The sequence below is a fragment of the Streptomyces sp. NPDC052910 genome, assembly GCF_055585605.1.
This window is the reverse complement of the sequence record NZ_JBVJJR010000007.1, coordinates 24,642-47,130: the sequence shown is the minus strand read 5'-3', so window position 1 is coordinate 47,130 and position 22,489 is coordinate 24,642. Positions and strand designations below refer to the sequence as shown.

The 22,489-nt window shown below is 73.5% G+C and carries 22 protein-coding genes; 10 read left to right on the top strand and 12 right to left on the bottom strand.

What is annotated here, in order from left to right:
- Window positions 1-55 precede the first annotated feature (55 nt).
- Window positions 56-604, top strand: a complete 549-nt coding sequence (locus ACZ6X9_RS24230) for a hypothetical protein (RefSeq protein ID WP_469780106.1) — start codon at window positions 56-58, stop codon at window positions 602-604.
- Between the two features lie 430 nt (window positions 605-1,034).
- Here ACZ6X9_RS24230 and ACZ6X9_RS24225 read toward each other — a convergent pair whose 3' ends face one another.
- On the bottom strand, window positions 1,035-1,673 hold the full coding sequence (locus ACZ6X9_RS24225) for an HAD family hydrolase (protein ID WP_469780105.1): 639 nt from the start codon (window positions 1,671-1,673) through the stop codon (window positions 1,035-1,037).
- An 83-nt stretch (window positions 1,674-1,756) separates the two neighbouring features.
- Window positions 1,757-3,076 carry an MFS transporter gene (locus ACZ6X9_RS24220; protein WP_469780104.1) on the bottom strand — a complete coding sequence of 440 codons (1,320 nt, stop codon included), beginning with the start codon at window positions 3,074-3,076 and terminating at the stop codon, window positions 1,757-1,759.
- Window positions 3,077-3,528: 452 nt separating this feature from the next.
- Between ACZ6X9_RS24220 and ACZ6X9_RS24215 the strand changes: the two genes are divergently transcribed.
- Entirely contained in the window at window positions 3,529-3,990 is a 462-nt protein-coding gene (locus ACZ6X9_RS24215) for a MarR family winged helix-turn-helix transcriptional regulator (protein ID WP_469780103.1), read from the top strand.
- Window positions 3,991-4,020: 30 nt separating this feature from the next.
- Complete coding sequence (locus ACZ6X9_RS24210; protein ID WP_469780102.1) at window positions 4,021-4,473, top strand: GNAT family N-acetyltransferase; 453 nt, start codon at window positions 4,021-4,023, stop codon at window positions 4,471-4,473.
- Window positions 4,474-4,639: 166 nt separating this feature from the next.
- Here the strand turns inward: ACZ6X9_RS24210 and ACZ6X9_RS24205 are convergent, their stop codons facing one another.
- A complete protein-coding gene (locus ACZ6X9_RS24205; RefSeq protein WP_469780101.1) occupies window positions 4,640-5,413 on the bottom strand; it encodes a TetR/AcrR family transcriptional regulator in 774 nt (257 codons plus the stop codon).
- A gap of 210 nt (window positions 5,414-5,623) precedes the next feature.
- Between ACZ6X9_RS24205 and ACZ6X9_RS24200 the strand changes: the two genes are divergently transcribed.
- Window positions 5,624-5,974 (top strand): AfsR/SARP family transcriptional regulator, encoded by a 351-nt coding sequence (locus ACZ6X9_RS24200; protein ID WP_469780100.1) that lies wholly within the window; start codon window positions 5,624-5,626, stop codon window positions 5,972-5,974.
- 260 nt (window positions 5,975-6,234) lie between these two features.
- Here ACZ6X9_RS24200 and ACZ6X9_RS24195 read toward each other — a convergent pair whose 3' ends face one another.
- Both ACZ6X9_RS24195 and ACZ6X9_RS24190 read right to left on the bottom strand, forming a co-directional pair.
- Window positions 6,235-7,362: a pyridoxal-phosphate-dependent aminotransferase family protein gene (locus ACZ6X9_RS24195; protein WP_469780099.1), complete on the bottom strand. Its 1,128-nt coding sequence runs from the start codon at window positions 7,360-7,362 to the stop codon at window positions 6,235-6,237.
- 531 nt (window positions 7,363-7,893) lie between these two features.
- Complete coding sequence (locus tag ACZ6X9_RS24190) at window positions 7,894-9,351, bottom strand: serine hydrolase domain-containing protein (protein ID WP_469780098.1); 1,458 nt, start codon at window positions 9,349-9,351, stop codon at window positions 7,894-7,896.
- A gap of 156 nt (window positions 9,352-9,507) precedes the next feature.
- Between ACZ6X9_RS24190 and ACZ6X9_RS24185 the strand changes: the two genes are divergently transcribed.
- Window positions 9,508-9,972 (top strand): MerR family transcriptional regulator, encoded by a 465-nt coding sequence (locus ACZ6X9_RS24185; RefSeq protein WP_469780097.1) that lies wholly within the window; start codon window positions 9,508-9,510, stop codon window positions 9,970-9,972.
- An 89-nt stretch (window positions 9,973-10,061) separates the two neighbouring features.
- Entirely contained in the window at window positions 10,062-10,457 is a 396-nt protein-coding gene (locus ACZ6X9_RS24180; RefSeq protein WP_469780096.1) for a thioredoxin family protein, read from the top strand.
- Window positions 10,458-10,607: 150 nt separating this feature from the next.
- Here ACZ6X9_RS24180 and ACZ6X9_RS24175 read toward each other — a convergent pair whose 3' ends face one another.
- Window positions 10,608-11,774: a DNA polymerase III subunit beta family protein gene (locus ACZ6X9_RS24175; RefSeq protein ID WP_469780095.1), complete on the bottom strand. Its 1,167-nt coding sequence runs from the start codon at window positions 11,772-11,774 to the stop codon at window positions 10,608-10,610.
- A gap of 137 nt (window positions 11,775-11,911) precedes the next feature.
- Complete coding sequence (locus ACZ6X9_RS24170) at window positions 11,912-12,412, bottom strand: MarR family winged helix-turn-helix transcriptional regulator (protein WP_469780094.1); 501 nt, start codon at window positions 12,410-12,412, stop codon at window positions 11,912-11,914.
- Between the two features lie 87 nt (window positions 12,413-12,499).
- Here ACZ6X9_RS24170 and ACZ6X9_RS24165 point away from each other — a divergent pair, with 87 nt between their 5' ends.
- Complete coding sequence (locus ACZ6X9_RS24165; protein WP_469780093.1) at window positions 12,500-13,387, top strand: EamA family transporter; 888 nt, start codon at window positions 12,500-12,502, stop codon at window positions 13,385-13,387.
- Between the two features lie 63 nt (window positions 13,388-13,450).
- Window positions 13,451-14,095 (top strand): NAD(P)-dependent oxidoreductase, encoded by a 645-nt coding sequence (locus ACZ6X9_RS24160; RefSeq protein WP_469780092.1) that lies wholly within the window; start codon window positions 13,451-13,453, stop codon window positions 14,093-14,095.
- Window positions 14,096-14,228: 133 nt separating this feature from the next.
- Here ACZ6X9_RS24160 and ACZ6X9_RS24155 read toward each other — a convergent pair whose 3' ends face one another.
- Complete coding sequence (locus tag ACZ6X9_RS24155; RefSeq protein ID WP_469780091.1) at window positions 14,229-15,014, bottom strand: oxidoreductase; 786 nt, start codon at window positions 15,012-15,014, stop codon at window positions 14,229-14,231.
- Window positions 15,015-15,227: 213 nt separating this feature from the next.
- On the bottom strand, window positions 15,228-15,806 hold the full coding sequence (locus ACZ6X9_RS24150; protein WP_469780090.1) for a TetR/AcrR family transcriptional regulator: 579 nt from the start codon (window positions 15,804-15,806) through the stop codon (window positions 15,228-15,230).
- A gap of 411 nt (window positions 15,807-16,217) precedes the next feature.
- Here ACZ6X9_RS24150 and ACZ6X9_RS24145 point away from each other — a divergent pair, with 411 nt between their 5' ends.
- The gene (locus tag ACZ6X9_RS24145; protein ID WP_469780089.1) at window positions 16,218-17,867 is read left to right on the top strand and encodes a TlrC/CarA/OleB/SrmB family ABC-F type ribosomal protection protein; all 1,650 of its coding nucleotides are present in this window, start codon (window positions 16,218-16,220) and stop codon (window positions 17,865-17,867) included.
- A gap of 233 nt (window positions 17,868-18,100) precedes the next feature.
- Here ACZ6X9_RS24145 and ACZ6X9_RS24140 read toward each other — a convergent pair whose 3' ends face one another.
- Window positions 18,101-18,535 (bottom strand): VOC family protein, encoded by a 435-nt coding sequence (locus tag ACZ6X9_RS24140; RefSeq protein ID WP_469780088.1) that lies wholly within the window; start codon window positions 18,533-18,535, stop codon window positions 18,101-18,103.
- 61 nt (window positions 18,536-18,596) lie between these two features.
- Window positions 18,597-20,093, bottom strand: a complete 1,497-nt coding sequence (gene dnaB, locus ACZ6X9_RS24135) for a replicative DNA helicase (RefSeq protein WP_469780087.1) — start codon at window positions 20,091-20,093, stop codon at window positions 18,597-18,599.
- A 505-nt stretch (window positions 20,094-20,598) separates the two neighbouring features.
- Here dnaB and ACZ6X9_RS24130 point away from each other — a divergent pair.
- Entirely contained in the window at window positions 20,599-21,939 is a 1,341-nt protein-coding gene (locus tag ACZ6X9_RS24130; RefSeq protein WP_469780086.1) for an MATE family efflux transporter, read from the top strand.
- Window positions 21,940-22,037: 98 nt separating this feature from the next.
- Here ACZ6X9_RS24130 and rplI read toward each other — a convergent pair whose 3' ends face one another.
- The gene (rplI, locus tag ACZ6X9_RS24125) at window positions 22,038-22,484 is read right to left on the bottom strand and encodes a 50S ribosomal protein L9 (RefSeq protein WP_185940371.1); all 447 of its coding nucleotides are present in this window, start codon (window positions 22,482-22,484) and stop codon (window positions 22,038-22,040) included.
- Between the last annotated feature and the right edge of the window lie 5 nt (window positions 22,485-22,489).

The following is a 22,489-nucleotide window of genomic DNA, read 5'->3' as shown; positions in this document are numbered from 1 at the left end:
CTTCGGCATGGCCGCTGCCGGCAGCGGCAGCGGCAGCGGTACGGGAATTGTCGACATGAACGTCGTGGACACAGGCGGCATCGGCATGGCTGTTGCCGACCCGGCCGTGGTCGGCACGGACGTCACCGGCATGGCTCTTGTCGACACGACCACTGTCGACATGACCGCTGTCGGCACGGACGTCACCGGCGCAGGTGTCATCGGCACGGGCGCCATCGGCACAGGCGTCATCGGCACGGACACCGGCCGAACCACCACCGCTGCCGGCACGACCACCGCCGGCGCGTTCCGTGGTGGCCCGAGGCGTGCGCGTGGTGTCGACGTGGTCGTGGCCCGCGCGTCGCGCCTCGCCTGGGGTGCTCCGGCCGCCACGGCCGTCCGGGGTACCGGCCGCCTCGCCGTCACCGTCGTCGTCGCGCCATGCGGCCCTTTCGGGGGCGGCCTCCCGTGCCGCGGCCGCGTCCTCGGCGGTGGGGGAGGGCCGGGTGCGGTGGTGGATGCCCGCGCGGTGTGCGCCGCGGATGGCCGTGGTGGCGTCGGAGCGACGGGAGCGGGGGGAGCCGTCCGGGTCGGGAGGCGAGGAGGGCCGGCCGCCTGCCGGTGACAGGGCTTGGTGGTCCGGTGCGGGCGGGCCGTCGGCCGTCGGGGGCCTGCCGGGTGGGGTGAACCAGCCCCAGTCACCTCGCCTGCCGTGGGTGCCGCCTTCGGGCGACGGGCGGCTCGGAGCGTCCATTCGTCTCTCGCCTCGACCATCTCTCGTCGGTCCGCGCACCCCGGCCGAGCCGGACGGTGCCCGCGATCCCCTGGGGATGATGGGGTGTTCGGTGCCGGGTAGCTTGCCAGCCCGCGCTGCCGCCACGGCCGATTCGCCGAACTTCGCCCTGCGGCGGGGTGATTGCGGTTATGGTTCCCGGTTCGAACGAACGGATGGATGGGCGACGCACGGGCGGGCCGCCGTCCCCTCCCGAGCGCCCTCTCCCAAGCAGCCCCTCCCGAGCGACCCCTCCCGCACCGGCCCCGCGCTCGCGGCGCCGCTACGCGCGCCCGCCACCGACGAGCGCGTAGGCGTCCCTGAGGTCGAGGCCGTCGTAGGCGTACGAGGCGACGTCGCGGACGTGGTGGTCGGCGTTCACGGCGACGGACACCGGGACGGCGGCGAAGAGCCGGGCGTCGGACATCGAGTCGCCGTACGCGACGCAGTCGGCGCGCGTGAGCCCGTACGCGGCGCAGAGCTCGTCCGCGATGCGCACCTTGGCGTCGGCGTCGAGGATGCCCGCCGGGTCCACGGGGGTGCGGAACGGCACCGCGGGCCACCTCGATCCGTGGGCGGCGTGGGCGCCCCAGCCGGTCAGGCGCTCCACGAAGAAGTGGGGGGACAGGGAGATGACCGCGCAGCGTTCGCCCCGGGCCGCGATGTCCGCCCAAACGTCCCTGATCCCGGTCAGCCACGGCGCGTTCTCGAAGGCGGCGGTCACCACGGCCTCCGTCAGCGCCTCCCCCCACAGCGCGCAGGCGGCCGTGGCGAAGCCCACCGGGTCGATCAGTCCGGCGGCGAAGTCCCGTTCCAGGGCGTCGATCTCGTGCTCGCAGCCGAGTTGCCGGGATATCTCGACCGCCGCCGCGGAGCCGTGCAGGAGTGTGCCGTCGAGGTCGAACAAGTGCAGTCTGCTCATGCCGGGAAGCGTAGGCGCGGGCGGGGCCGCCTTCCGGGGAGTTTTCTCTCGGAAGGCGGCCCCGCCCGCGCCGGCCGGCCTCGTCAGCGGCCCGCGACGGCGGCCGGCCTGACGCCGGAGGTTTCCGGCCCGGCGGTGTTTCCGGAAGAACCGGCCGGGGCCCCCGCCGGCCGCACGGCGATACGGCCGCCGGCACCCGCATCGGCACCCGCACCCACACCGGCACCGGCACCGGCACCGGCAGCGGCGCGACCGGCGTCCGTCCGCCGTTCCAGGCCGGCGGAGACGAGGGCGAGGACGAGAGCGCCGGCGGTCATCGCCGCGCCGACCCAGGTGGGCGTCGTGTAGCCGAACCCGGCCGAGATGACCAGGCCGCCGAGCCAGGCGGCGATGGCGTTGCCCAGGTTGAAGGCGCCGATGTTGCCGGCGGAGGCCAGGGTCGGGGCGGCGGCGGCCTGGTCGAGCACCCGCTTCTGCAGCGGCGGCACGGTCGCGAAGCCGAAGCCGCCGATCAGGGGCAGGGCGATGGCCGCGGTCACCTTGTTCTCCGCGGCCAGCGGCAGCAGCGCGAGGGCGAGGGTGAGACCGCCGAGTGCCGTGAAGAGCATGGGCATCAGGGCGCGGTCGGCGAACCGGCCGCCGATGAGGTTGCCGCCGAACATGCCGACGCCGAAGAGGACCAGCAGCCAGGTCACGGACGAGGGCGCGTACCCGACGACGTCCGTGAGCACCGGCGCCATGTAGGTGCTGAGGGTGAAGACGCCGCCGAAGCCGAGGATGGTCATGGCCATCGCGAGCAGCACCTGCGGGTTGCGGAAGGCCGCGAGCTCCCCGGAGACCGGGGTCCGCTCGGGGTGCGGCAGCCGCGGGACGAGGGTGGCGATGCCCAGCATGGCGAGCAGTCCGAGCCCGGCGATCACGGCGAAGGTGACGCGCCAGCCCGCGCTCTGGCCGAGCAGGGTGCCGAACGGGACGCCGACGATGTTGGAGACCGTCAGCCCCGAGAACATCATCGAGATGGCGCCCGCCTTCTTCTGCGGGGCGACGAGTCCGGCGGCGACGATCGCGCCGATGCCGAAGAACGCGCCGTGCGCGAGGGAGGCGACGATCCGGCCGGCGAGCATCACGCCGAACGCCGGGGCCACGGCGGACAGCGCGTTGCCCACGGTGAACAGGCCCATCAGCGAGATCAGCATCTTCTTGCGGGAGACCCGGCTCCCGACGATCGCGAGGATCGGGGCGCCGAGGACGACGCCCAGCGCGTAGCCGGTGGTCAGCCAGCCTGCGGTGGGTACGGAGACGTGGAATTCCTCCGCCACCTCGGGGAGCAGGCCCGAGGTCACGAATTCGGTGGTGCCGATACCGAAGGCGCCTATGGCGAGCGCCAGCAGGGCGAGGGGCATGAGGGGTCCTTGGGTCGGGGGCTTCCGGCGGGGCTGCGTTCGGGACGGCGTCCGGCATCGGTGCGGGCGCCAGCGCGGGCGGTGCGGGCAGTGCGCGTACGGGGCCGGGCCGCGTGTCCGGCCGGCATCCGCGTTCACGGCCGAGCCGCACGCCCCGGACAACACGCTTCCATGCACGCAGCTTCAACCGGCGTTCACAATAATTGCAGACGCCTTCTATTTGCAAGCGCGGGCTATTGCGCCCGGGGGATATCCTGGTGTCGGTGGCCTTCGAGGCCCGCCTGCGTGGCCATGAGCCGTCACGCCCGGGCGCTCGTCGGACCACACCGCGCGGAGCGCCGCCGGACGCCGGACAACGCACGACGGACACCGAGCACCGAACGCCGCACGACACACGACGCACGACGCACGACGCACGACACGCAACGGACGACCGCTCGAAGGAGGGCCCCATGACCCGCACCCTGGACCCCGCACTGGCCGGCCTGGCGCAGGGCTGGTGTGCCCTCTCCGCGCTGCACGGCCGGATCGAGGCGCACATCGAACGCGCCCTCCAGGCCGCGCACGGCTTGAGCGTCCGCGAGTTCTCCGTCATGGACGTGCTCAGCCGGCAGCACAGCGGCGAGGGCGGCCACCTGCGCATGAACGAGGTGGCCGACGCGGTGGTGCTGAGCCAGAGCGCCACGACACGGCTGGTCAACCGCCTGGAGGACCGCGGCCTGCTGACCCGCTACCTGTGTCTGACCGACCGCCGCGGCATCTACACCGACGTCACCGAGGCGGGGCTCGCCCTGCTGGCCGAGGCCCGTCCGACCAACGACGCGGCCCTTCGCCGAGCACTCCGGGAAGCCGCCGCCAGGCCCGAACTCGCCCCGCTGGTCGCCGCCGTGGAATCTCTCGCTCCGGCCTCGTGAAGACGCCGGACCGCACATAAGGTCACGATCATGAGCGACATCGAGTTCCGCCGCGCGACCGCCGACGACATCCCCGCCATCGTGGCCATGCTGGCCGACGACCCGCTCGGCTCCCGCCGGGAGTCACCCGACGACCTGGCCCCCTACCTGGAGGCGTTCCGCACGCTGGACGCCGACCCCAACCAGCATCTGACCGTCGCCGTCCGGGACGGCCGCACGATAGGCAGCCTGCAGCTCACCGTCATCCCCGGCCTCTCGCGACGCGGAGCCAAGCGCGCGCTCGTCGAGGCGGTCCGCGTCCACGCCGACGAACGCGGGAACGGCATCGGCGGCCGGCTCATGCGATGGGCCCTCGAGGAGGCGCGACGCCAAGGCTGCGTGCTGCTCCAGCTCACCTCGGACGCGACCCGAGTGGAGGCACACCGCTTCTACGAGCGACTGGGCTTCGAGGCGTCGCACCTCGGGTTCAAGTACCACCTCTGAGGCGTCCGGGCCCGCCGCTCAGAGACGAGCGGGCCCTCTGAGACGTCCGGGCCCGTAGCTCCATCCAAGGCGCCGGGCCCGTCACGCTCCCCGCCGCCCTCCCCCGCGTTCTTCCTCGGGGAGACCACGGTCTCGGAGAAACCACGGCCTCAGCGAAGCCGCGGCCTCAGGGCGACCACGGCGACCGCCGCTCCCGCAGGCGCTCGCGGTGGGCCTTCTGACGGCACGCCCCGCCGCAGTACCGGGCGGGTCGGCCGGTGCGGGCGGCGGGCAGCTCGGCCCCACACACCGGGCAACCGGTTTCGTCACGCCGTACCGGGCCCGGGGCGGGGAGTTTCGTCACGTTCCGGCCCGGCCGCAGCGCGTCGCACACCAGGGCCGTCATCCGGCCCGGCTCGCCGCGGCCGCCCCGCCGCTGTTCCATCGCGAGGCAGCCCAGCAGGAGGGCCAGGACGTCGTCCACGGTCACGTCTCGCCGTACCGCACCGGCCAGTTGAGCCCGCTCCAGCAGCACGGCCAGGGCCTCGCGGAAGTCCCGCTCCACCCCGGGTGACGGTTCGAACCGGCCCTCCGCGCTCGCCTCCAGGGCGTCGCACAGGCCCTTGTTCCGCACCGACAGGCGGACCACCGACGCGAGGTAGCGGAAGAACACCGGCCCGGGGTCTGAAGCGTCGGCCAACTCCCATGCCGTGTCCGTGAAAAGGCGCACCCGGTCCACCACCGTCGCCCTGAACAGCGCCTCCTTGGACGGGAAATGCCGGTACACGGTCCCCGCACCGACCCCCGCCCGGCGTGCGATCTCCCCCAGCGGAACGCTCAACCCCGCCTCCTCGAAGGCGGATCGGGCCGCCTGAAGCACGAGTTGGCGATTCCGGCGCGCGTCCGCCCGGAGCGGGGCGGAGCGGGCGGACGAGGGCTCCGGAACGGGAATCCGCGACATGGCGGCGGGCCTCACAGGAGAGCGAAGAGGAAGCGGGATAGGGATTCCGATTCTAGACCGGGGGATCGGAAAGGCAGCCGAAGCCGAGTAAGTCGGCAATTACGGCAATCAGCACTACTCTCGCAAAACTTTGATTTCGCTTATCGGATAGCGCGAAAGAACCGCCGCCCGACCCCCGGCGCCCCCGAACACCCATGGCAAAGTCAGCGGGTGCAGATCGGGATGCCGGGTCCGTTCGAGGTACGCACGGACGACGGCGGCCTGTCCGACGTTGCGGGGGCGCGGCTGCGCGCGCTGCTGGTCGCCCTCGCCCTCGGACCGGGACAGGTGGTCCCCAAGGCGTCGCTCGTCGACTGGATCTGGAGGGAGCACCCGCCCGCCGACGCGGCCAACGCCCTGCAGCGGCTGGTCTCCCGGCTGCGGAAGGCGCTGCCGGACGGGGTGGTCGAGGGGCGGACGGACGGCTACCGGCCGGCCGTGGAGCCCGACGCCGTGGACGCTGTACGGTTCGAACGCCTCGTCGGCGCGACCTCGAAGTCGATGCCGTCGAGCACGACCTGATCGCCGTATACCGTGCGCAGCTCCGAGACCACGATCGCCGAACCATTCATGGCCCCACCGTCGCCGCCGGTCCTGACATCGGCCTGTCACGTCCCTGACACGGGCCCTGACCATGGCCCTTACACAGGCCCTGCCCCGGCCCCGGCCCCGGCCCCGGCCCCGGCCCCGGCCCCGGCACGACAAGGAAAGCGGCCGGTGCGCGTCACGCCGCACCGGCCGCTCTCTCCCCCGGCGGCAGCCGGGGTCTCTCCGGGCGCGGGTCAGCCGCGCACCGCCGTGTTCCACTCCGACGCGGCGGCCGCCAGCGCCTCGTCCGGGTCCGCGGTCGCGATGCCGAGCGTCCGCAGGCCCGCCGCGAGCGCCGTCAGGGACGCCAGCACGGTGGCACGGGAGGCGGCCGTCCCGTAGTGGTTCACCCGGACCATGTCCTTGGCGAGCGCGCCCCCGCCCGCCTGGAGTGGCACCGAGGGGTCGGCGGCCAGAGCCGCCGCGACGATCTCCCGCGCGTCGACGCCCTCGGGTGCGCGCAGTGTGGTCGCGGCGGGCGCCGCGTGCTCGCGCCGGACGACGTACGGGGTAAGGCCGCCCAGCGCGCGGACGCCGGTGCGGGTGGCGGCCCGGGCGGCCACGTGCCGGCTGATCACCGTGTCCAGGCCCTCGGCGGCGATCCGGTCGGCCGCCTGCTCCAGGGCCAGCATCTCCAACTGGGCGGGCGCGTGCGGCAGAACCGCGCGCCCACCGTCGATCCAGCGCTCCTTCCAGTCCAGCAGGGACAGGTAGGAACGCCGGGGCGCGCGCTCATTGGCCGCGATCCGCTCCCACGCCCGCGCGCTGACCGACACCGTGGACACGCCCGCCGGACCGGCCATCGCCTTCTGCCCGCCGATGACGCACAGGTCCACCCCCCACTCGTCGGTGAGCAGCGGCTCGGCGGCGACGGAGGCGACCGCGTCCAGCATCAGCAGCGCGCCGTGCTCCCGCACCACGCGGCCGATCTCGGCCACCGGGTTGGTGTTGCCGGTGGCCGCCTCGGCGTGGACGAGGCTGACGAACTGGATCTCCGGGTGGGCGCGGAGCGCGTCGGCGATTTGTTCCGGGCTCACCGCGCCGCTGAACGGCGCCGACACCGTGACCACGTCGGCGCCGCAGGACCGCAGCCATCCGCCGAACGTCTCGCCGTACGGCCCGGTGATCACGTTGAGGGCGGTGCTGCCGGGGCGGACGGCCGAGCGGATGCAGGCTTCCAGCGGCAGCAGCGCCTCGCCCTGCATGGTGACGACGGTCTCGCGGGTGCGCATCAGCGCGGCGATCTTGTCCTCGATACGGGCGAAGTGGTCCGCGCCCAGCGGCGCGAGGTCGAGCAGGTCCGGTGCGGTGTTCGCGGTCACGGTGCCTTCCAGGATGTGGTGGCGCCGCCTCGCGACGCCCGCCGGTCTCTGGCCCCGACCCTACGCCGGGCCCGCTCCGGCACCGTCCGCGCTCCGCCGGGCCCGGTTCGGCACCGACCGTCCTCCGCCGGGCCCGGTCTCACACCAGCCGTCCTCCGTCACGCCCGCTCGGGACCGACGTCCCTCCGCCACACCCGCTTCGGCACGGACCGTCCTCCGCCGGGCCTGGTTCGGCACAGGCCGTCCTCCGCCGGGCCTGGTTCGGCCCGGGCCGTCCCCCGGGGACCGATCACCCTCCGCCGGGCCCGGTTCCGCACCGACCGCCCTCCACCGGGCCCGGTTCGGCACGGACCGTCCTCCGCCACACCCGCCCGGGACCGGCCGCCCTCCACCACACCCGCTTCGGCACCGACCGCCCTCAACCGGGCCCGGTTCCACGCCGACTCCGGGTCCACGCCGGCGCCCGGATCCACTCCGGCGGCCGGTTCCATGCCAGCGGCCGGCCGCCGGGCGCCGGGCTCCGGGTCACGCTCAGCGCCAGCCTCCCCCCTCCACTCCGCCCGGCACCACGTCCCCCGGCGCGTAGGGCTCGCGGGTCAGGACGAACGTGCCGAGGTCCAGGTGGCTCACCGTGCCGTCCGCCCGTCGGACGACCCGGAGTGTCTCGCCCGCGTAGTAGTCGTCGAGGCCGGTCCACGTTCCGTCGGCCTCGGGCCGGAACCGTGAGGCGCGGCCGCCCGGTCCGCCGAGCGGCGCCAGGTCCAGCATCCGGTCCGCCTTCAGGCGGATCGCCAGCGCCCGCGGCCCCCAGTACCAGGGGCCGGTGAGTTCCAGCAGCGCGAGGTCCGCGGCCGCGTCCGGGCGCCACGGCTCCGGGATGCGAGGCTCCGCCTCCGCGACGTCCCCGACCAGGCCGGCGGCGAGCGCGACGATCCCGGGCATGGACGTCTGGTTGGTGAGGGCGACGGCCGCCAGCCCCTCCTCCGGGCTCGCGAGCACCGTCCCGACGAAGCCCGGCATGGACCCGGTGTGTCCGACCAGCGTCCGCCCGCCCGCGCGGACCGACTGGAGGCCGAGGCCGTAGGACCCGCTCCAGTCCGGGTTCTGCGGGTCCACGGCGGGCCGCCGCATCTCCGCCAGGGTCGACGCGGGGAGCACCCGGTCGTCACCGGAGACCAGGAAGGCGGCGAACCGGCCCAGGTCGGCGGCGGTCGACCAGAGCTGACCGGCCGGGGCCATCAGGCCGGTGTCCACGGCCGGTTCCGGAAGAACGACGTCCGCCCAGGGGTGCACGGCCCAGCCCTCCGCGGACGGGGGCCGCGGCGCGAACGTCGTCCCCGTCATGCCCAGCGGCAGCAGCACCTCACGGCGCAGGACCGGGTACCAGCCCTCGCCCCGCAGCTTCTCGACCAGTGCGCCGAGCAACGCGTAACCGGTGTTGGAGTAGTGGAACAGCTCGCCCGCCCGGTGCCGCTGGGGACGCTCGCCGAACAGCTCGTCCGGCGTGGGCCGCAGCGCCCCGTCCGTCCGCTCCCACCACGGTCCGCGCGGTTCTGCGGCCAGCCCGGAGCTGTGGGAGAGGAGTTGGGCGACGGTCGCCTCGCCGCCGGCCGGTGTGTCCACGTACCGGCCGAGCCGGTCGTCCAGGTCGAGCAGCCCCTCGTCACGCAGCCGCATGACGAGCACGGCGAGCAGGGACTTGGTGATCGACCCGATGCGGTACTGGGTCCGCTCCGGGTCCGGCTCACGGCCGTCCACCGTCCCCCGCCCGACGGCCCACACCGGCCGGCCGTCCCGGACGAGCGCCGCCACCAGGGACGGGGCACGGCCCTGCGCCTGGGCGGTGGCGACGCGATGCAGGAGCGCCCTGCGGGTCGCGGGCAGCAGCTCCGCGAAACGCTCGGTCTCCGTGATGCCGGAGGTGGCGGGCGTGACGGGGGTGGCGGGCGTGGCGGGGACGCCTGTGATGTCCTCATGATCGCTGGTCATTTCCGCAGCCTAGGCAGAACGGTCCGGTGCGGCGCGACCTCGGCGGTCAGCGCGCCGGACCCGAACCCCGCGCCCGAACCACCCCTCCTCCCCTCCGTCCCTCCGCCCCTGCCCAGGGCTGGCCTTGACGTCCGCGTCAACGTTTACGGTCGGGTCATGCGGATCGGGGAACTGGCCGAACGAGCCGGCATCAGCACGCGCGCCCTGCGGCACTACGAGTCGCTCGGGCTCCTGCCCGCCCGCCGCGCGGGCAACGGGTACCGCGACTACGACGAGGCCGACCTCCGGCTGCTCCGCCAGATCCGTATGCTCCAGGACTTCGGTTTCGGCCTGGAGGACACCCGTCCGTTCGTGGAGTGCCTGCGGGCCGGCCACCCCGCCGGGGACTCGTGCCCGGCGTCCCTGGACGTCTACCGGCGCAAACTCGCCGAACTGGACGAGTGCATCGACCGGTTGTCCCAGGTCCGCGCCGAGGTGAGTGCCCAACTGACACGCGCCGAGCTGGCACGTGCCGCACTGCGGGCGGAAGCCGAGATCCCGGGCGGCCCGCCGCCTCGGTGCGAACTCACCCCGTGCGAGACGCGGGACGCACCACGGGACAGCTCCTCCACGCCCGCCTGAACGACCGAGTCCGGGCTCCTGCCCCTCACCCGACCCCCAACACCGCCCCAACACCACCCCGTCACCACCTCACGGAGGTCCGACTCCCCATGACCACCACCGCCCCCTCTGCCACCACTTCCCCCACCACCACCAAGGCCGCGGCCACCCCGGTCGCTTCCGTCACCGACGCCACCTTCCACGACGAGGTCCTCACCTCCGACCTGCCGGTCCTGGTGGAGTTCACCGCCGACTGGTGCGGTCCCTGCCGCCAGATCGCCCCGGTACTCGCCGAACTGGCGACGTCCGAGGCGGACCGGCTGAAGGTCGTCGCGCTCGACGTGGACTTCAACCCCGCAACGGCGGCGGCCTACCGCGTCCTGTCGGCCCCGACCCTCACGCTGTTCCGCTCCGGCGAGCCCGTGCTGACCGTCGTCGGCGCCCGTCCCCTGCGACGCCTGCGCCAGGACCTCGCCGCCGAACTCCCCTGGCTCGCCCCCCGATAGCCGCCACGGCTCACATCCGTCACGCCCGCTCCGTCAACCCCTTCCGCCCCAAGGCACCTGGAAACCTTCCCGGTTCTCACCACCGATGTATCGGGAGGGCCCGGCCGAGTCCGGCCCACTCCTCTGGGCCTCCTGCCCGCTCCCCGGGGCTCACCGCGCCGACCCCCGTCCCTGTCCCGGCCCCGGCCCCGATCCGGATCCCGGCCCCACCGGCATGACGAGCCTCGTGAAGCTCCCCTGGTCGGCCGAGCGAACGACGACCGGACCGACCGGTGACGTGATCTCCAGCAGCGCGTCCGGGCCCACCCCCGCGTCCAGGGCGGGGAGGAGCACCGCCGGGTCGAAGGCGATGCGCAGCGGAGGGCCTGTGCACACGGCGCGCAGCGCGACGGTGTCGGCGCCATCGCCGTCCGGGAGGCGGGTGAGGACCAGCCCGTCCCGGTTCGCCCGCAGTTCCACGGGCCCCGGGCCGAGGCCGCCCGCCCGGTCACCGTGGAGCGCGTGACAGAGGGCGGCGCGGTCCACGATCACCCGGTGCGCCGGGGCGGGCAGCTCGTCCAGGATCAGCCGGTAGGAGGGGAACTCCCCTTCCGTGTGAGGGGCCACCGTCAGGGTGTCGTCGTCGGATCGCAGCCGCAGCCCCCGTCCGTCGGCCTCCACCGTCACCTCCGCCCGCCGAACCGCCCAGGACGCCGCCCGCCGCAGCTCGGGGACGTCGACGAGAACGTGGCGGCGGCACCCGTCCGCGTCCTCCGCGCGCAGCGCCCGGACGGCGAGGCGGTACCGGTCGGTGGCCACCAGCCGTACCTCGTCTCCCTCCAGCTCCACCAGTACCCGGCCCAGTACCGGGAAAGCCTCCCGGATCGCGCCCTCGGCCACGGCGGGCACCACCTGCCGTACGGCGGCGGCGAGTTCGGCTCCGCCCACGCGCGCCGACGCCTTTCCCTTGTCCGTGGCCAGAGTGCCGAGCAGGTCCTCGACCGCCGCCCGCGCCGCGGCGGCGGCGGCCTGCGTCGTGCGAAGGTGGCCGCGCAGGATCCGTTCGGCCTGTTCCGGGGGGCCGTCGAGCACGGTCACCGCGTCCACGAGGGGCAGTCCGGCGGCGCGGAGCCGGCGGATGAGCCGGGCGCGGGGTTCCTGGTCCGGGCGGTAGGAGCGGTAGCCGGTCGCGGCGTCCACGTGGGCGGGTCGCAGCAGGCCGCAGTCGTCGTAGAAGCGCAGGGCGCTGGGGGCCAGTCCGACCTTGCGGGCGAAGGTCCCGATGCTCAGCAGGGGTGCGGGGACGGTGGAGTCACGCCGGGGGTCCTTGGGATGCATGTGGGGGATCCTCGGCCTTCGAGCGGCTTGAAGGTCAAGATCGGCACGTCACGCCCGCAGCTCTCGGGCGTCCCACGCCCCTCATGCGGCGCGGACGGTCGCCTTCCCGTGCCCGGGGTCGTGGCGGCACACCGCTCTCACCGGGCCGCCGGTCCCTCCAGGTCCGCCAGGAGCTCCCGCAGGGTCTCGACGAACCGGTCCCGCTTCTCGCCCGACAGTGCGCGCAGCAGCCGCTCCTCGGTCGCGAGGTGTTCGGGCAGCACCCGGTCGATCAGCTCCCACCCCTCGTCCGTCAGGGAGACGCGGACTCCCCGGCCGTCCGCCTCGTTGGGGGTGCGGACCACCAGGCCGCGCGCCTCCAGGCGGTCGAGGCGCTGGGTGATCGCTCCGGAGGTCACCATTCCGGCCCGCATCAGCTCGGTCGGCGTCAGGCGGTGCGGGGGCGCGCTGCGGCGCAGGGTGGCGAGGACATCGAAGGAGGCGCCGTCGAGGCCGTGGGCGGCGAAGGTCCGCCTCAACTCGGCGTCGACCACCCGCTTGAGCCGGCTCAGCCTGCCGAACACGGCCATGGGCGAGACGTCCAGGTCAGGCCGTTGAGCGGCCCACTGTTCCAGCACGAGGTCGACGTGATCTGCCACGCGCCCAGCCTAGCAATGCCTTAGCGGTGAGGTAGATCACGCCGCACCGACGCCCCATTTAGCTTAGCGGTGAGCTAATTTACCTTCGTGCTAAACAAACGACTGCGGGTCCTCCTCCTCACCGCGCTTGCGCCGGCCCTCTGGGGCACCACCTACTACGTCACCACCGAGTGGCTGCCCCCGGGCCGCCCGCTGCTGGCGGCGGTCCTGCGGGCGCTGCCCGCCGGTCTTTTCCTGGTGGCCCTCACCCGGCGGCTGCCGCGCGGCGACTGGTGGTGGCGCGCACTCGTTCTGGGGACGCTGAACATCGGCGCCTTCTTCGCCCTCCTCTTCGTCGCCGCGTACCGCCTCCCCGGCGGCGTCGCCGCCACCGTCGGCTCCGTCCAGCCCCTGATCGCCGCCCTCCTCTCCACCGGCCTCCTGGGCAAGCGGCTCACCTCGCGCACCCTGATAACCGGGGTGGTGGGTGTCGTCGGAGTGGGCCTGCTCGTCCTCCGGGCCGAGGCACGGCTGGACGCGGTCGGTGTCGCCGCCGCCCTGGGCGGAGCCCTCCTGATGGCGACGGGGGTGGTGCTGAGCAAGCGCTGGCCGTCCCCGGCGCCCCTTCTCGCCACCACGGGCTGGCAGTTGGTCGCCGGCGGCGTGCTCCTGGTCCCGGTCGCCCTCCTCGTCGAGGGTCTCCCGCCCGCCGGCCTGACCGCCGGCAACCTCACGGGGTACGCCTACCTCACCGCCGTCGGCACCGCGCTGGCCTACGCCCTGTGGTTCCGCGGCATCCGCGAACTGCCCGCGACGGACGTGACGTTCCTCGGACTGCTCAGCCCGCTCGTCGCCACGGCCATCGGCCTCATCGCACTCGGGGAGCGGCTGACCGCGCTCCAGGCGGTGGGCGGACTGATCGTCCTCGGCTCTCTCGTCGCCGCGCAGCTCCGGCCGTCGGGGGCCGGGCGCGAGGCCGCCGCGCCGACCCGCTGACCCCCGCCCGTCCCCAGCACATCCACACTCCCGGCTCACTCACGATCCCCAAGGAGAAGCATCATGCGCATCACCGTCTTCGGCGCCGCGGGCAACGCGGGAAGCACCGTCGTGGCCGAGGCACTCGCCCGCGGCCACCAGGTCACCGCCGTGGTCCGGAACCCGGCCCGCTTCGACCGGCTGCCCGCGGCGGCCGAGCACCGCACCGGCGACGCCGCCGACCCGGCCGACGTGGCGCGGCTGGCGGCCGGCCAGGACGTCGTGGTGAGCGCGGTCCGGCCCGCGCCGGGTCACGAACAGGACCTGGTCACCGCCACCAAGGCACTGCTCGCCGGCGTCGCGGGAACCGGCGCCCGGCTGCTGGTCGTCGGCGGTGCCGGCAGCCTGACCGTGCCGGGCGGCGACGGCCGGACCGTCCTCGACGACCCCGCCTGGGTACCCGACGCCTGGCGGCCCATCGCCCAGGCGAGCACCGACCAGTTCGCCCTCGTCCGCGCCGCAGGACCCGACGTCGAGTGGACGTACGTCAGCCCGCCGGCCCTGCTGCGGAACGGCGAACGGACGGGCCACTACCGCTCGGGCACCGACGAACTGCTGGTCGACGCCGACGGCAACTCGGCGATCTCGTACCAGGACTTCGCCGTCGCCCTGCTGGACGAGACGGAGCGGCCTGAGCACCGCCAGGCGCGCTTCACGGTGGCGTACTGACCGGCCGCCCGGCTCGACGTCGCCAGCCGCTCGGCCCGACATCGTCATCCGCCCGGCTCGACGTCGCCAGCCCCCCGGCCCGACGTCGCCAGCCGCGCCCACCGCCGTGACCGCCTTCGACGGCCACCGTCCGTCACAGCACCTTGACCGTCCCTCCGTCGATCACGTAGTCCGCGCCGGAGATGTTGCCTGCGACGTCGGACAGCAGGAACGTGATCAGCGCCGCGACCTCCTCGGGCTCGGTGATCCGGCCGGTGGTGACGGCGAACGCCGCGGGCAGGTCGCGGAGGAAGGCGTCGTAGTCCTCGACCCCCGCGGCCCGCGCGACCTTCCCGCCGAACCCGTCGGGACCGGCCCAGATGCCGGTGCGGACGACGCCGGGGGACACGGTGTTGACGCGCACGCCCCGCGGCCCGAACTCCTCGTTGAGGGACTTCCCGAACGCGGCGAGCGCGGCCTTAGCCGCACTGTAGGCGATCGGACCGGCGGCGGGGAGGCGGGAGTTGACGGACGAGACGTTGACGATCGATCCGCGGCGCTCGACGAGGCTCGGCAGGGCGAACCGGGAGACCCGCACCGCGCTCATGAGGTTCAGGTCGAAGACGGCCCGCCACCGGTCGTCGTCCACGTCGAAGAAGCCGCCCGGCTCGACGTCGTCACCGGCGCCGACGTTGTTCACCAGCAGGTCGACACCACCGAGTTCGGCGAGGACGCGCTCCTCCAGGATCCGGACGCCCTCGGAGGTGCCCAGGTCGGCGGAGACGGCCGCGGCACCCGTGGCGCGGAGCTCGGGGGTGATCGTCCGGGCCGCGCCGACGACGCGGACGCCCTCGGCGACGAGCGATCGGACGGTGGCCAGGCCGATGCCCCGGCTGGCACCGGTGACGACGGCGGTCTTGGCGGTGAGGTGGAGATCCATGGTTCCTCGTTCTCGCTTCGCAGGCAGGCAGAAGTTCGCGGGTACGGAAAGTGGGGTGAAGACAGTGCGGGTACGGAGAGTTTTTGAATTGCAGGTACAGAAAATGGGCAGGCCAGGCCACCGGACAGCGGCGACCCACGGCCGGCTTTGCTCAGGCGGCCGACAGGGTGCCGACCCGGGCCGGGACCCGGTTCCGGCGGCGGCGACCGGTGCTCAGAGCCCGTCGACCACGGCGTCGATCACCCGGTCCAGCCGGTCGGGACCGTCCACGACGCGGGCCATGAGCCGTAGGCCGATGACCGTGTTGAGGAGGAGGCTTCCGATGTTCCGGGCGTCACGGCCGGCGGCGATCTCGCCCGTCCGCCGCCCCTCTTCGATCAGCGCACGGAAACCGTCCTCCGTGCGGTCGAACATGCGCCGGACCAGATCGACGGCCTCCTCGTCCTTCCCGCCGAGCTCGGCCGCCACATTGACGGCCATGCATCCACGGCGGGACGGGTCCGCGAGGTCCATCTCGGCGAGGAAGCGCAGCGCGCGGCGCAGCCGCTCCTTGACCGGCCCACCCTCCTCCAGCATCGCGATCAGCGCACGCGCCTCCTGGTCCCGGTACCGGCACAGCGCCAGCTCGAACAACGCCCGCTTGCTGCCGAAGGCGTTGTACAGGCTGCCCTTGCCGATGCCGAGCGCGTCGACGAGGTCCTGTGGCGTCGTGGCGGCGTAGCCCTTGCTCCAGAAGACCTCCATGGCCCGCTGGACGGCGGCGTCCGGATCGAACTGCTTCGGCCTTCCCATGATCGCCAAGCTAGCGTGTTCTTGACCCGGAGGTCAAGAACCGATTTGCGGCCGGCCGTCTCTCCCGACCCAGCAGCCTTTCCCGCCCCAGCCGCCTATCCCACCCCAAACCGTCTGCCCCACTCCGACCGTCCATCCCGACGCCCAGCCGCCTCTCCCGACACTCAGCCACCTCTCTCACCTCTCCCGCCTCACAAAAACCTCTCGTCACCCCCACCCCTACCGCTTTAAGGTTTTTCCCCATGGGTTCCCTGTGACCGTCCCCGCGTGACCGCGTAGAGCTCCGCTCCGCCGTCGCGCGTCCCCGTCCGCGCTTCTCCCCACGCCCGCCACGGGCGGCCCCGGCACGCGCGGACGCGTCCTCCCACCACCCGTTCCGCACGGCCTCGGCCGAGAACAGGGGACTCCCGTATGCACACCGCGCAACTCACCCTCCGGCACGTCACCCGCCGCTTCGACGACCACGTCGTACTGGACGACGTGTCCCTCACCGTCCGGCCCGGCGAGAAGGCCGGCATCATCGGCGACAACGGCGCCGGCAAGTCCACCCTGCTCCGCCTCCTCGCCCGGCAGGACGTACCGGACGACGGCGAGCTCACCGTCGTCGCGCCCGGCGGCGTCGGCTACCTCGCCCAGACCCTGGACCTGCCGCCCGAGGCCACCGTCCGGGACGCGGTGGACGCGGCCCTCGCCGACCTGCGCGCGCTCGAAGCGGGGATGCGCCGCGCCGAGGCCGGGCTGGCGGGACAGGCCGGGCCGGAACTGGCCGCCGCCCTCGACGTCTACGCCGGACTCGTCGCGCGTTACGAGGCGCGGGGCGGGTACGAGGCTGACGCCCGGGTGGACGCCGCCCTGCACGGGCTCGGCCTGCCCGGCCTGGACCGGAACCGGACGCTGGGCACCCTCTCGGGCGGCGAACGGTCCCGGCTCGCACTCGCCGCGACCCTGGCGTCCCGGCCGGAACTGCTGCTGCTCGACGAGCCCACCAACGACCTGGACGACCAGGCCGTGGCCTGGCTGGAGGACCGGCTGCGCGCCCACCGCGGCACCGTCCTCGCGGTCACGCACGACCGGGTGTTCCTGGAACGGGTCACCACCACGATCCTGGAGGTCGGCGAGGGCCGCGTGACGCGGCACGGCGACGGCTACGCCGGCTACCTCGCCGCCAAGGCCGCCGAACGGCGGCGCCGCCTGCGGGAGTACGAGGAGTGGTGCGCCGAGCTGGACCGCAACCGGGAGCTGGCCGCCCGGAACGTGGCCCGACTGGGGGAGATCCCCCGCAAGGTGCCGCTCGCCGTGTTCGGCCACGGCGGCTTCCGGGCCCGCGGCCGGGGCCATGGAGCGATGGTCCGCATCCGCAACGCCAAGGAGCGCGTGGCGCGGCTGACGGAGAACCCGGTCGCGCCACCGCCCGAACCCCTCGTCTTCGCGGCCCGGATGACCACGACGGGGGACGGTGCCGGGCACCCGGCGGCCGAACTCACCGACGTCCGGGTCGGAGACCGGCTGCACGTGCCGTCCCTGCGCGTCGCGGCCGGGGAACGGCTGCTGATCACCGGGCCCAACGGCGCGGGCAAGACGACGCTGATGCGGGTCCTGGCGGGCGAACTCCGGCCCGACACCGGACAGGTGAGGACGATGGGACGGGTCGGGCACCTGCGGCAGGAGGAGACGCCGTGGCCGTCCGGGCTGACGGTCCCCGAGGCCTTCGCCGCCGGGCGCGGGGGCGACCTGGACGAACACACCGACCGGCTGCTGTCCCTCGGCCTCTTCGGCCGCGCCGACCTGCGCCTGACGGTCGGGGAGCTGTCCTACGGGCAGCGCCGCCGCGTCGAACTGGCCCGTCTGGTCGCCGACCCCGTCGACCTGCTGCTCCTCGACGAGCCCACCAACCACCTGTCCCCGGCCCTGGTCGAGGAGTTGGAAGGGGCCCTCGCCGGATTTCTCGGCGCGGTCGTCGTCGTCACCCACGACCGGCGGCTCCGCGCCCGCTTCACCGGGACGCCCGTCGCCCTCCGCGCGGGCCGCCTCGTCACGCCGCGGGAGGCACCCGTGGAGTGAGCGGGAGTATGCCTGCGGGGAAAGGGGGCGGCGGGTTCGTCTCGACCGGCCCCCGGCTTGCCGTGAGCCGGGCCCGGCCCGGGCTTCGTCCGAACGTCAGCCCTCGCCGGACGCGGGCCGAACGCCGGCCGGTCCCCGGACGGGCCCGCGGGCGAACCCCGCCGGCTCCCGGCCGGCCGGGAGCCGGCCCCAGGCGGGCCGTGAACGAACCCGTCCGCCCCCAGTCCTCCCCCTCAGTCGAGGCAGAACTCGTTGCCCTCGATGTCCAGCATCGGGATGCACGACTCGTTCTCCTCGTCGGCGACCAGCACCTGTACGCGCACCGCGCCAAGTGCCATCAGCCGCTCGCACTCCGCCTTGAGCACGGCGAGCCGCTCCTCCCCCACGAGCCCGGTGCCGACCCGTACGTCGAGGTGGACCCGGTTCTTGGCGACCTTCCCCTCGGGAACCCGCTGGAAGTACAGCCGAGGGCCCACCCCCTGGGGGTCGACGCACGCGGCCCACGCCCCCCGGTCCTCGGCCGGCAGCGAGCGCCGGTACTCGTCCCACGTGGCGAACGCCTTCGGGGGCGGCGGCACGACGTACCCCAGCACCTCGCACCAGAAGCGGGCGACGCGCTCGGGATCCGCACAGTCGAAGGTGACTTGGAACTGTCTGATCGCGGCCATCGGCCCACCCTAGAGCCACGCTCCGGGAAGGGCACGGGAATTTCGGGCCCCTGCCCGCCCGTCAGGTCTGCGCCATGTCCACGAACCGCGAGTAGTGGCCCTGGAAGGCCACGGTGATCGTCGCCGTGGGGCCGTTTCGGTGCTTGCCGACGATGATGTCGGCCTCGCCGGCCCGCGGGGACTCCTTTTCGTAGGCGTCCTCGCGGTGCAACAGGATGACCATGTCGGCGTCCTGCTCGATCGAACCGGACTCACGGAGGTCGGAGACCATCGGCTTCTTGTCCGTGCGCTGTTCGGGTCCACGGTTGAGCTGGGACAGCGCGATCACCGGGAGCTCCAGCTCCTTGGCGAGGAGCTTGAGGTTACGGGACATGTCCGAGACCTCCTGCTGGCGGCTCTCGGCCCGTCGGGAGCCGCCGGACTGCATGAGCTGGAGGTAGTCGATGATCACCAGCTTGAGGTCCTGGCGCTGTTTCAGGCGGCGGCACTTGGCCCGGATCTCCATCATCGACAGGTTCGGGGAGTCGTCGATGAACAGCGGCGCCTGGGAGACGTCCGGCATGCGGCGGGCGAGCCGGGTCCAGTCCTCGTCGGTCATGGCGCCGGAGCGCATGTGGTGCAGCGCCACACGGGCCTCCGCGGAGAGCAGGCGCATCGCGATCTCGTTGCGCCCCATTTCCAGGGAGAAGATCACGCTCGGCATGTTGTGCTTGATGGAGCAGGCCCGGGCGAAGTCCAGTGCCAGGGTCGACTTGCCCATCGCGGGACGGGCCGCGATGACGATCATCTGGCCGGGGTGCAGGCCGTTGGTCAGCGCGTCGAGGTCGGTGAAGCCGGTGGGGACGCCGGACATCTGGCCGCTGCGCGAGCCGATGGCCTCGATCTCGTCGAGCGCGCCCTCCATGATGTCGCCCAGCGGCAGGTAGTCCTCGCTGGTCCGCTGTTCGGTGACGGCGTAGATCTCGGCCTGGGCGCTGTTGACGATGTCGTCCACGTCACCGTCGGCGGCATAACCCATCTGAGTGATGCGCGTCCCCGCCTCGACCAGGCGGCGCAGCACCGCCCGCTCGTGGACGATCTCGGCGTAGTACTCGGCGTTGGCGGCGGTGGGAACCGTCTGGACCAGGGTGTGCAGATAGGCCGCGCCGCCGACGCGAGCGATCTCGCCGCGCTTGGTCAGCTCGGCGGCGACGGTGATCGGGTCGGCCGGCTCGCCCTTCGCGTACAGGTCGAGGATGGCCTGGTACACGGTCTCGTGGGCGGGCCGGTAGAAATCGTGGCCCTTGAGGATCTCCACGACGTCGGCGATGGCGTCCTTGGACAGCAGCATGCCGCCCAGTACCGACTGTTCGGCGTCCAGGTCCTGCGGCGGGACGCGCTCGAAGCCGCTTCCCTGCGAGCCCCGGTCGCCGTGCGAGCCCTGCCAGTCGCCGTCGTCGTCGCCGCCGCGCTGCTCGCCACGGCCCTTGCCGTCGGCACGGCGGGTGCGGGGGAACGGCAGCCGGTCGCCCGGGCCCTCCTCGCCCCACGGGCCGTCCATGGGCTCGTGGACGCTCACCCCGCCACCTCCTCCCGTCCGCGGTGCGGACCTCGCCGTGCACCTCTTTCTTACGGCACGGCACCGACAAACAGGACGCCCGACTCCGGTTCCGGCACATCGGGTTCGACGCGGTTTCCGACGGTCCGCGCGGTGCCGGACGGGGTGGTCCGAAAGGCGCGGGACGGGACGGGAACGGGCGGCGGGCGCCGGTCCACGGTAGGGCCGCGGGCACCGTCAGCCAATCTGGTTATCCACAGGCGGTGTGGATGAACGGCCTCAACCTGTGGAGAACTCCCCCGATCCTGTGCACGAGCCGGGGGAAACCACTGTGGACAACCCCACACCCCTGACACACAACCGGCCCTGACCTGCGCTTTTCCCATCCACTGGCTGTTGAGGAGAAAAAGTTCTGACGCCGGGGCCGGATCGCGACAAACGGCGCAGAGAAGATCACACCCCGCCACCTCAAGTAATAGACAACGTCCAGTTGCACTCATTACCTGTGGAAGATTGAATGGTACCCATGAGCGACGCACGCGTACGCCGGCCGCGCACCGGCCGCCGGCACGACCGCGAGATCCTCGCCCTGGCCGTGCCGGCCTTCGGCGCCCTCGTCGCCGAACCGCTCTTCCTCCTGGCCGACACCGCCATCGTGGGACACCTCGGCACCGACCGCCTCGCCGGCCTCGCCATCGCCGCCCCGCTCCTGACCACCGCCGTGGGCGTCTGCGTCTTCCTCGCCTACGCCACCACCGCGGCCGTCTCCCGCCGGGTCGGCGCCGGCGACCTCCCGGCCGCCATCCGGCAGGGCATGGACGGCATCTGGCTCGCCCTGCTGCTCGGCACCGTCCTCGCCCTCGCGATCCTGCCGGGCGCCCCCGCCCTCGTCGACGCCTTCGGCGCCTCCCCGGACGCCGCCCCGCACGCCGTCACCTACCTGCGCGTCAGCGCCCTGGGCGTCCCCGCGATGCTGGCCGTCCTCGCCGCCACCGGTGTACTGCGCGGCCTGCAGAACACCCGCACTCCGCTGTACGTGGCCGTCGCCGGCTTCACGGCCAACGCCGTGCTCAACCTCGTCTTCGTCTACGGGGCGGGCTGGGGCATCGCCGGCTCCGCCTGGGGCACCGTCGTCGCCCAGAACGCCATGGCCGCCGCCTACCTCGTCGTCGTGGTCCGGGGCGCCCGCCGGCACGGCGCGTCGCTGCGCCCGGACGCCGCCGGCATCCGGGCCTGCGCCCGGGCCGGCGTCCCGCTGCTCGTCCGCACCCTGGCCCTGCGGGCCGTCCTGCTGATCGCCACGGCGGTCGCGGCCCGCCTGGGCGACCGGGAGGTGGCCGCCCACCAGATCGTGCTCTCCCTGTGGAACCTGCTGGCCTTCGCCCTGGACGCGATCGCCATCGCCGGCCAGTCGATCATCGGCCGGTACCTGGGCGCGGGCGACGCCGACGGCGCCCAGGCCGCCTGCCGGCGGATGATCCAGTGGGGGATCGGCACCGGCGCCGTGCTCGGGGTCCTGGTGGTGGCCTCCCGGCCGCTGTTCACCCCGCTGTTCACGGCCGATCCGGACGTACGGCGGACGCTGCTGCCCGCCCTGCTGGTGGCCGCCCTCAGCCAGCCGGTGGCCGGGGTCGTCTTCGTCCTGGACGGGGTGCTGATGGGCGCGGGGGACGGCCCGTACCTCGCGCGGGCGATGCTGGTGGTGCTCGCGGTGTTCGCGCCCGTCGCGCTGCTCGTCCCGCCGCTGGGCGGGGGCCTCACGGCCCTCTGGTGGGCGATGGCGCTGATGATGGCGGTCCGGATGGTGACGCTGTGGCTGCGCATCCGCTCCGGTCGCTGGCTCGTCACGGGTGCGGTCCGGGCCTGAGGAGCCCTTGCCGAGACCTCTCCCCGTACGCCGGAAGGGCCGCACCCCGAGGGGTACGGCCCTTCCTCCCGCCACTCCACTGGGAAGCGGCGTTCCGCTTACGCGGCGACGACCTCGATGCCGAGCTTGGCGACGACGTCGGCGTGCAGACGCACGGACACCTGGTGGGCACCCAGGGTCTTGATGGGCGAGCCCACCTCGACACGGCGCTTGTCGACCTCGGGACCACCGGAAGCCTTGATCGCGGAAGCGATGTCGGCGGGGGTCACGGAGCCGAACAGGCGGCCGGCCTCGCCGGCACGGGTGGCCAGGCGGACCTTGACGCCCTCAAGCTGACCCTTGACCTCGTTGGCCTGCTCGATCGTGGCGATCTCGCGGATCTTGCGGGCGCGGCGGATCTGCGCCACGTCCTTCTCGCCGCCCTTGGTCCAGCGGATCGCGAAACCGCGCGGGACCAGGTAGTTGCGGGCGTAGCCGTCCTTGACGTCGACGACGTCACCGGCGGTGCCGAGGCCGGAGACCTCGTGGGTGAGGATGATCTTCATTTTCC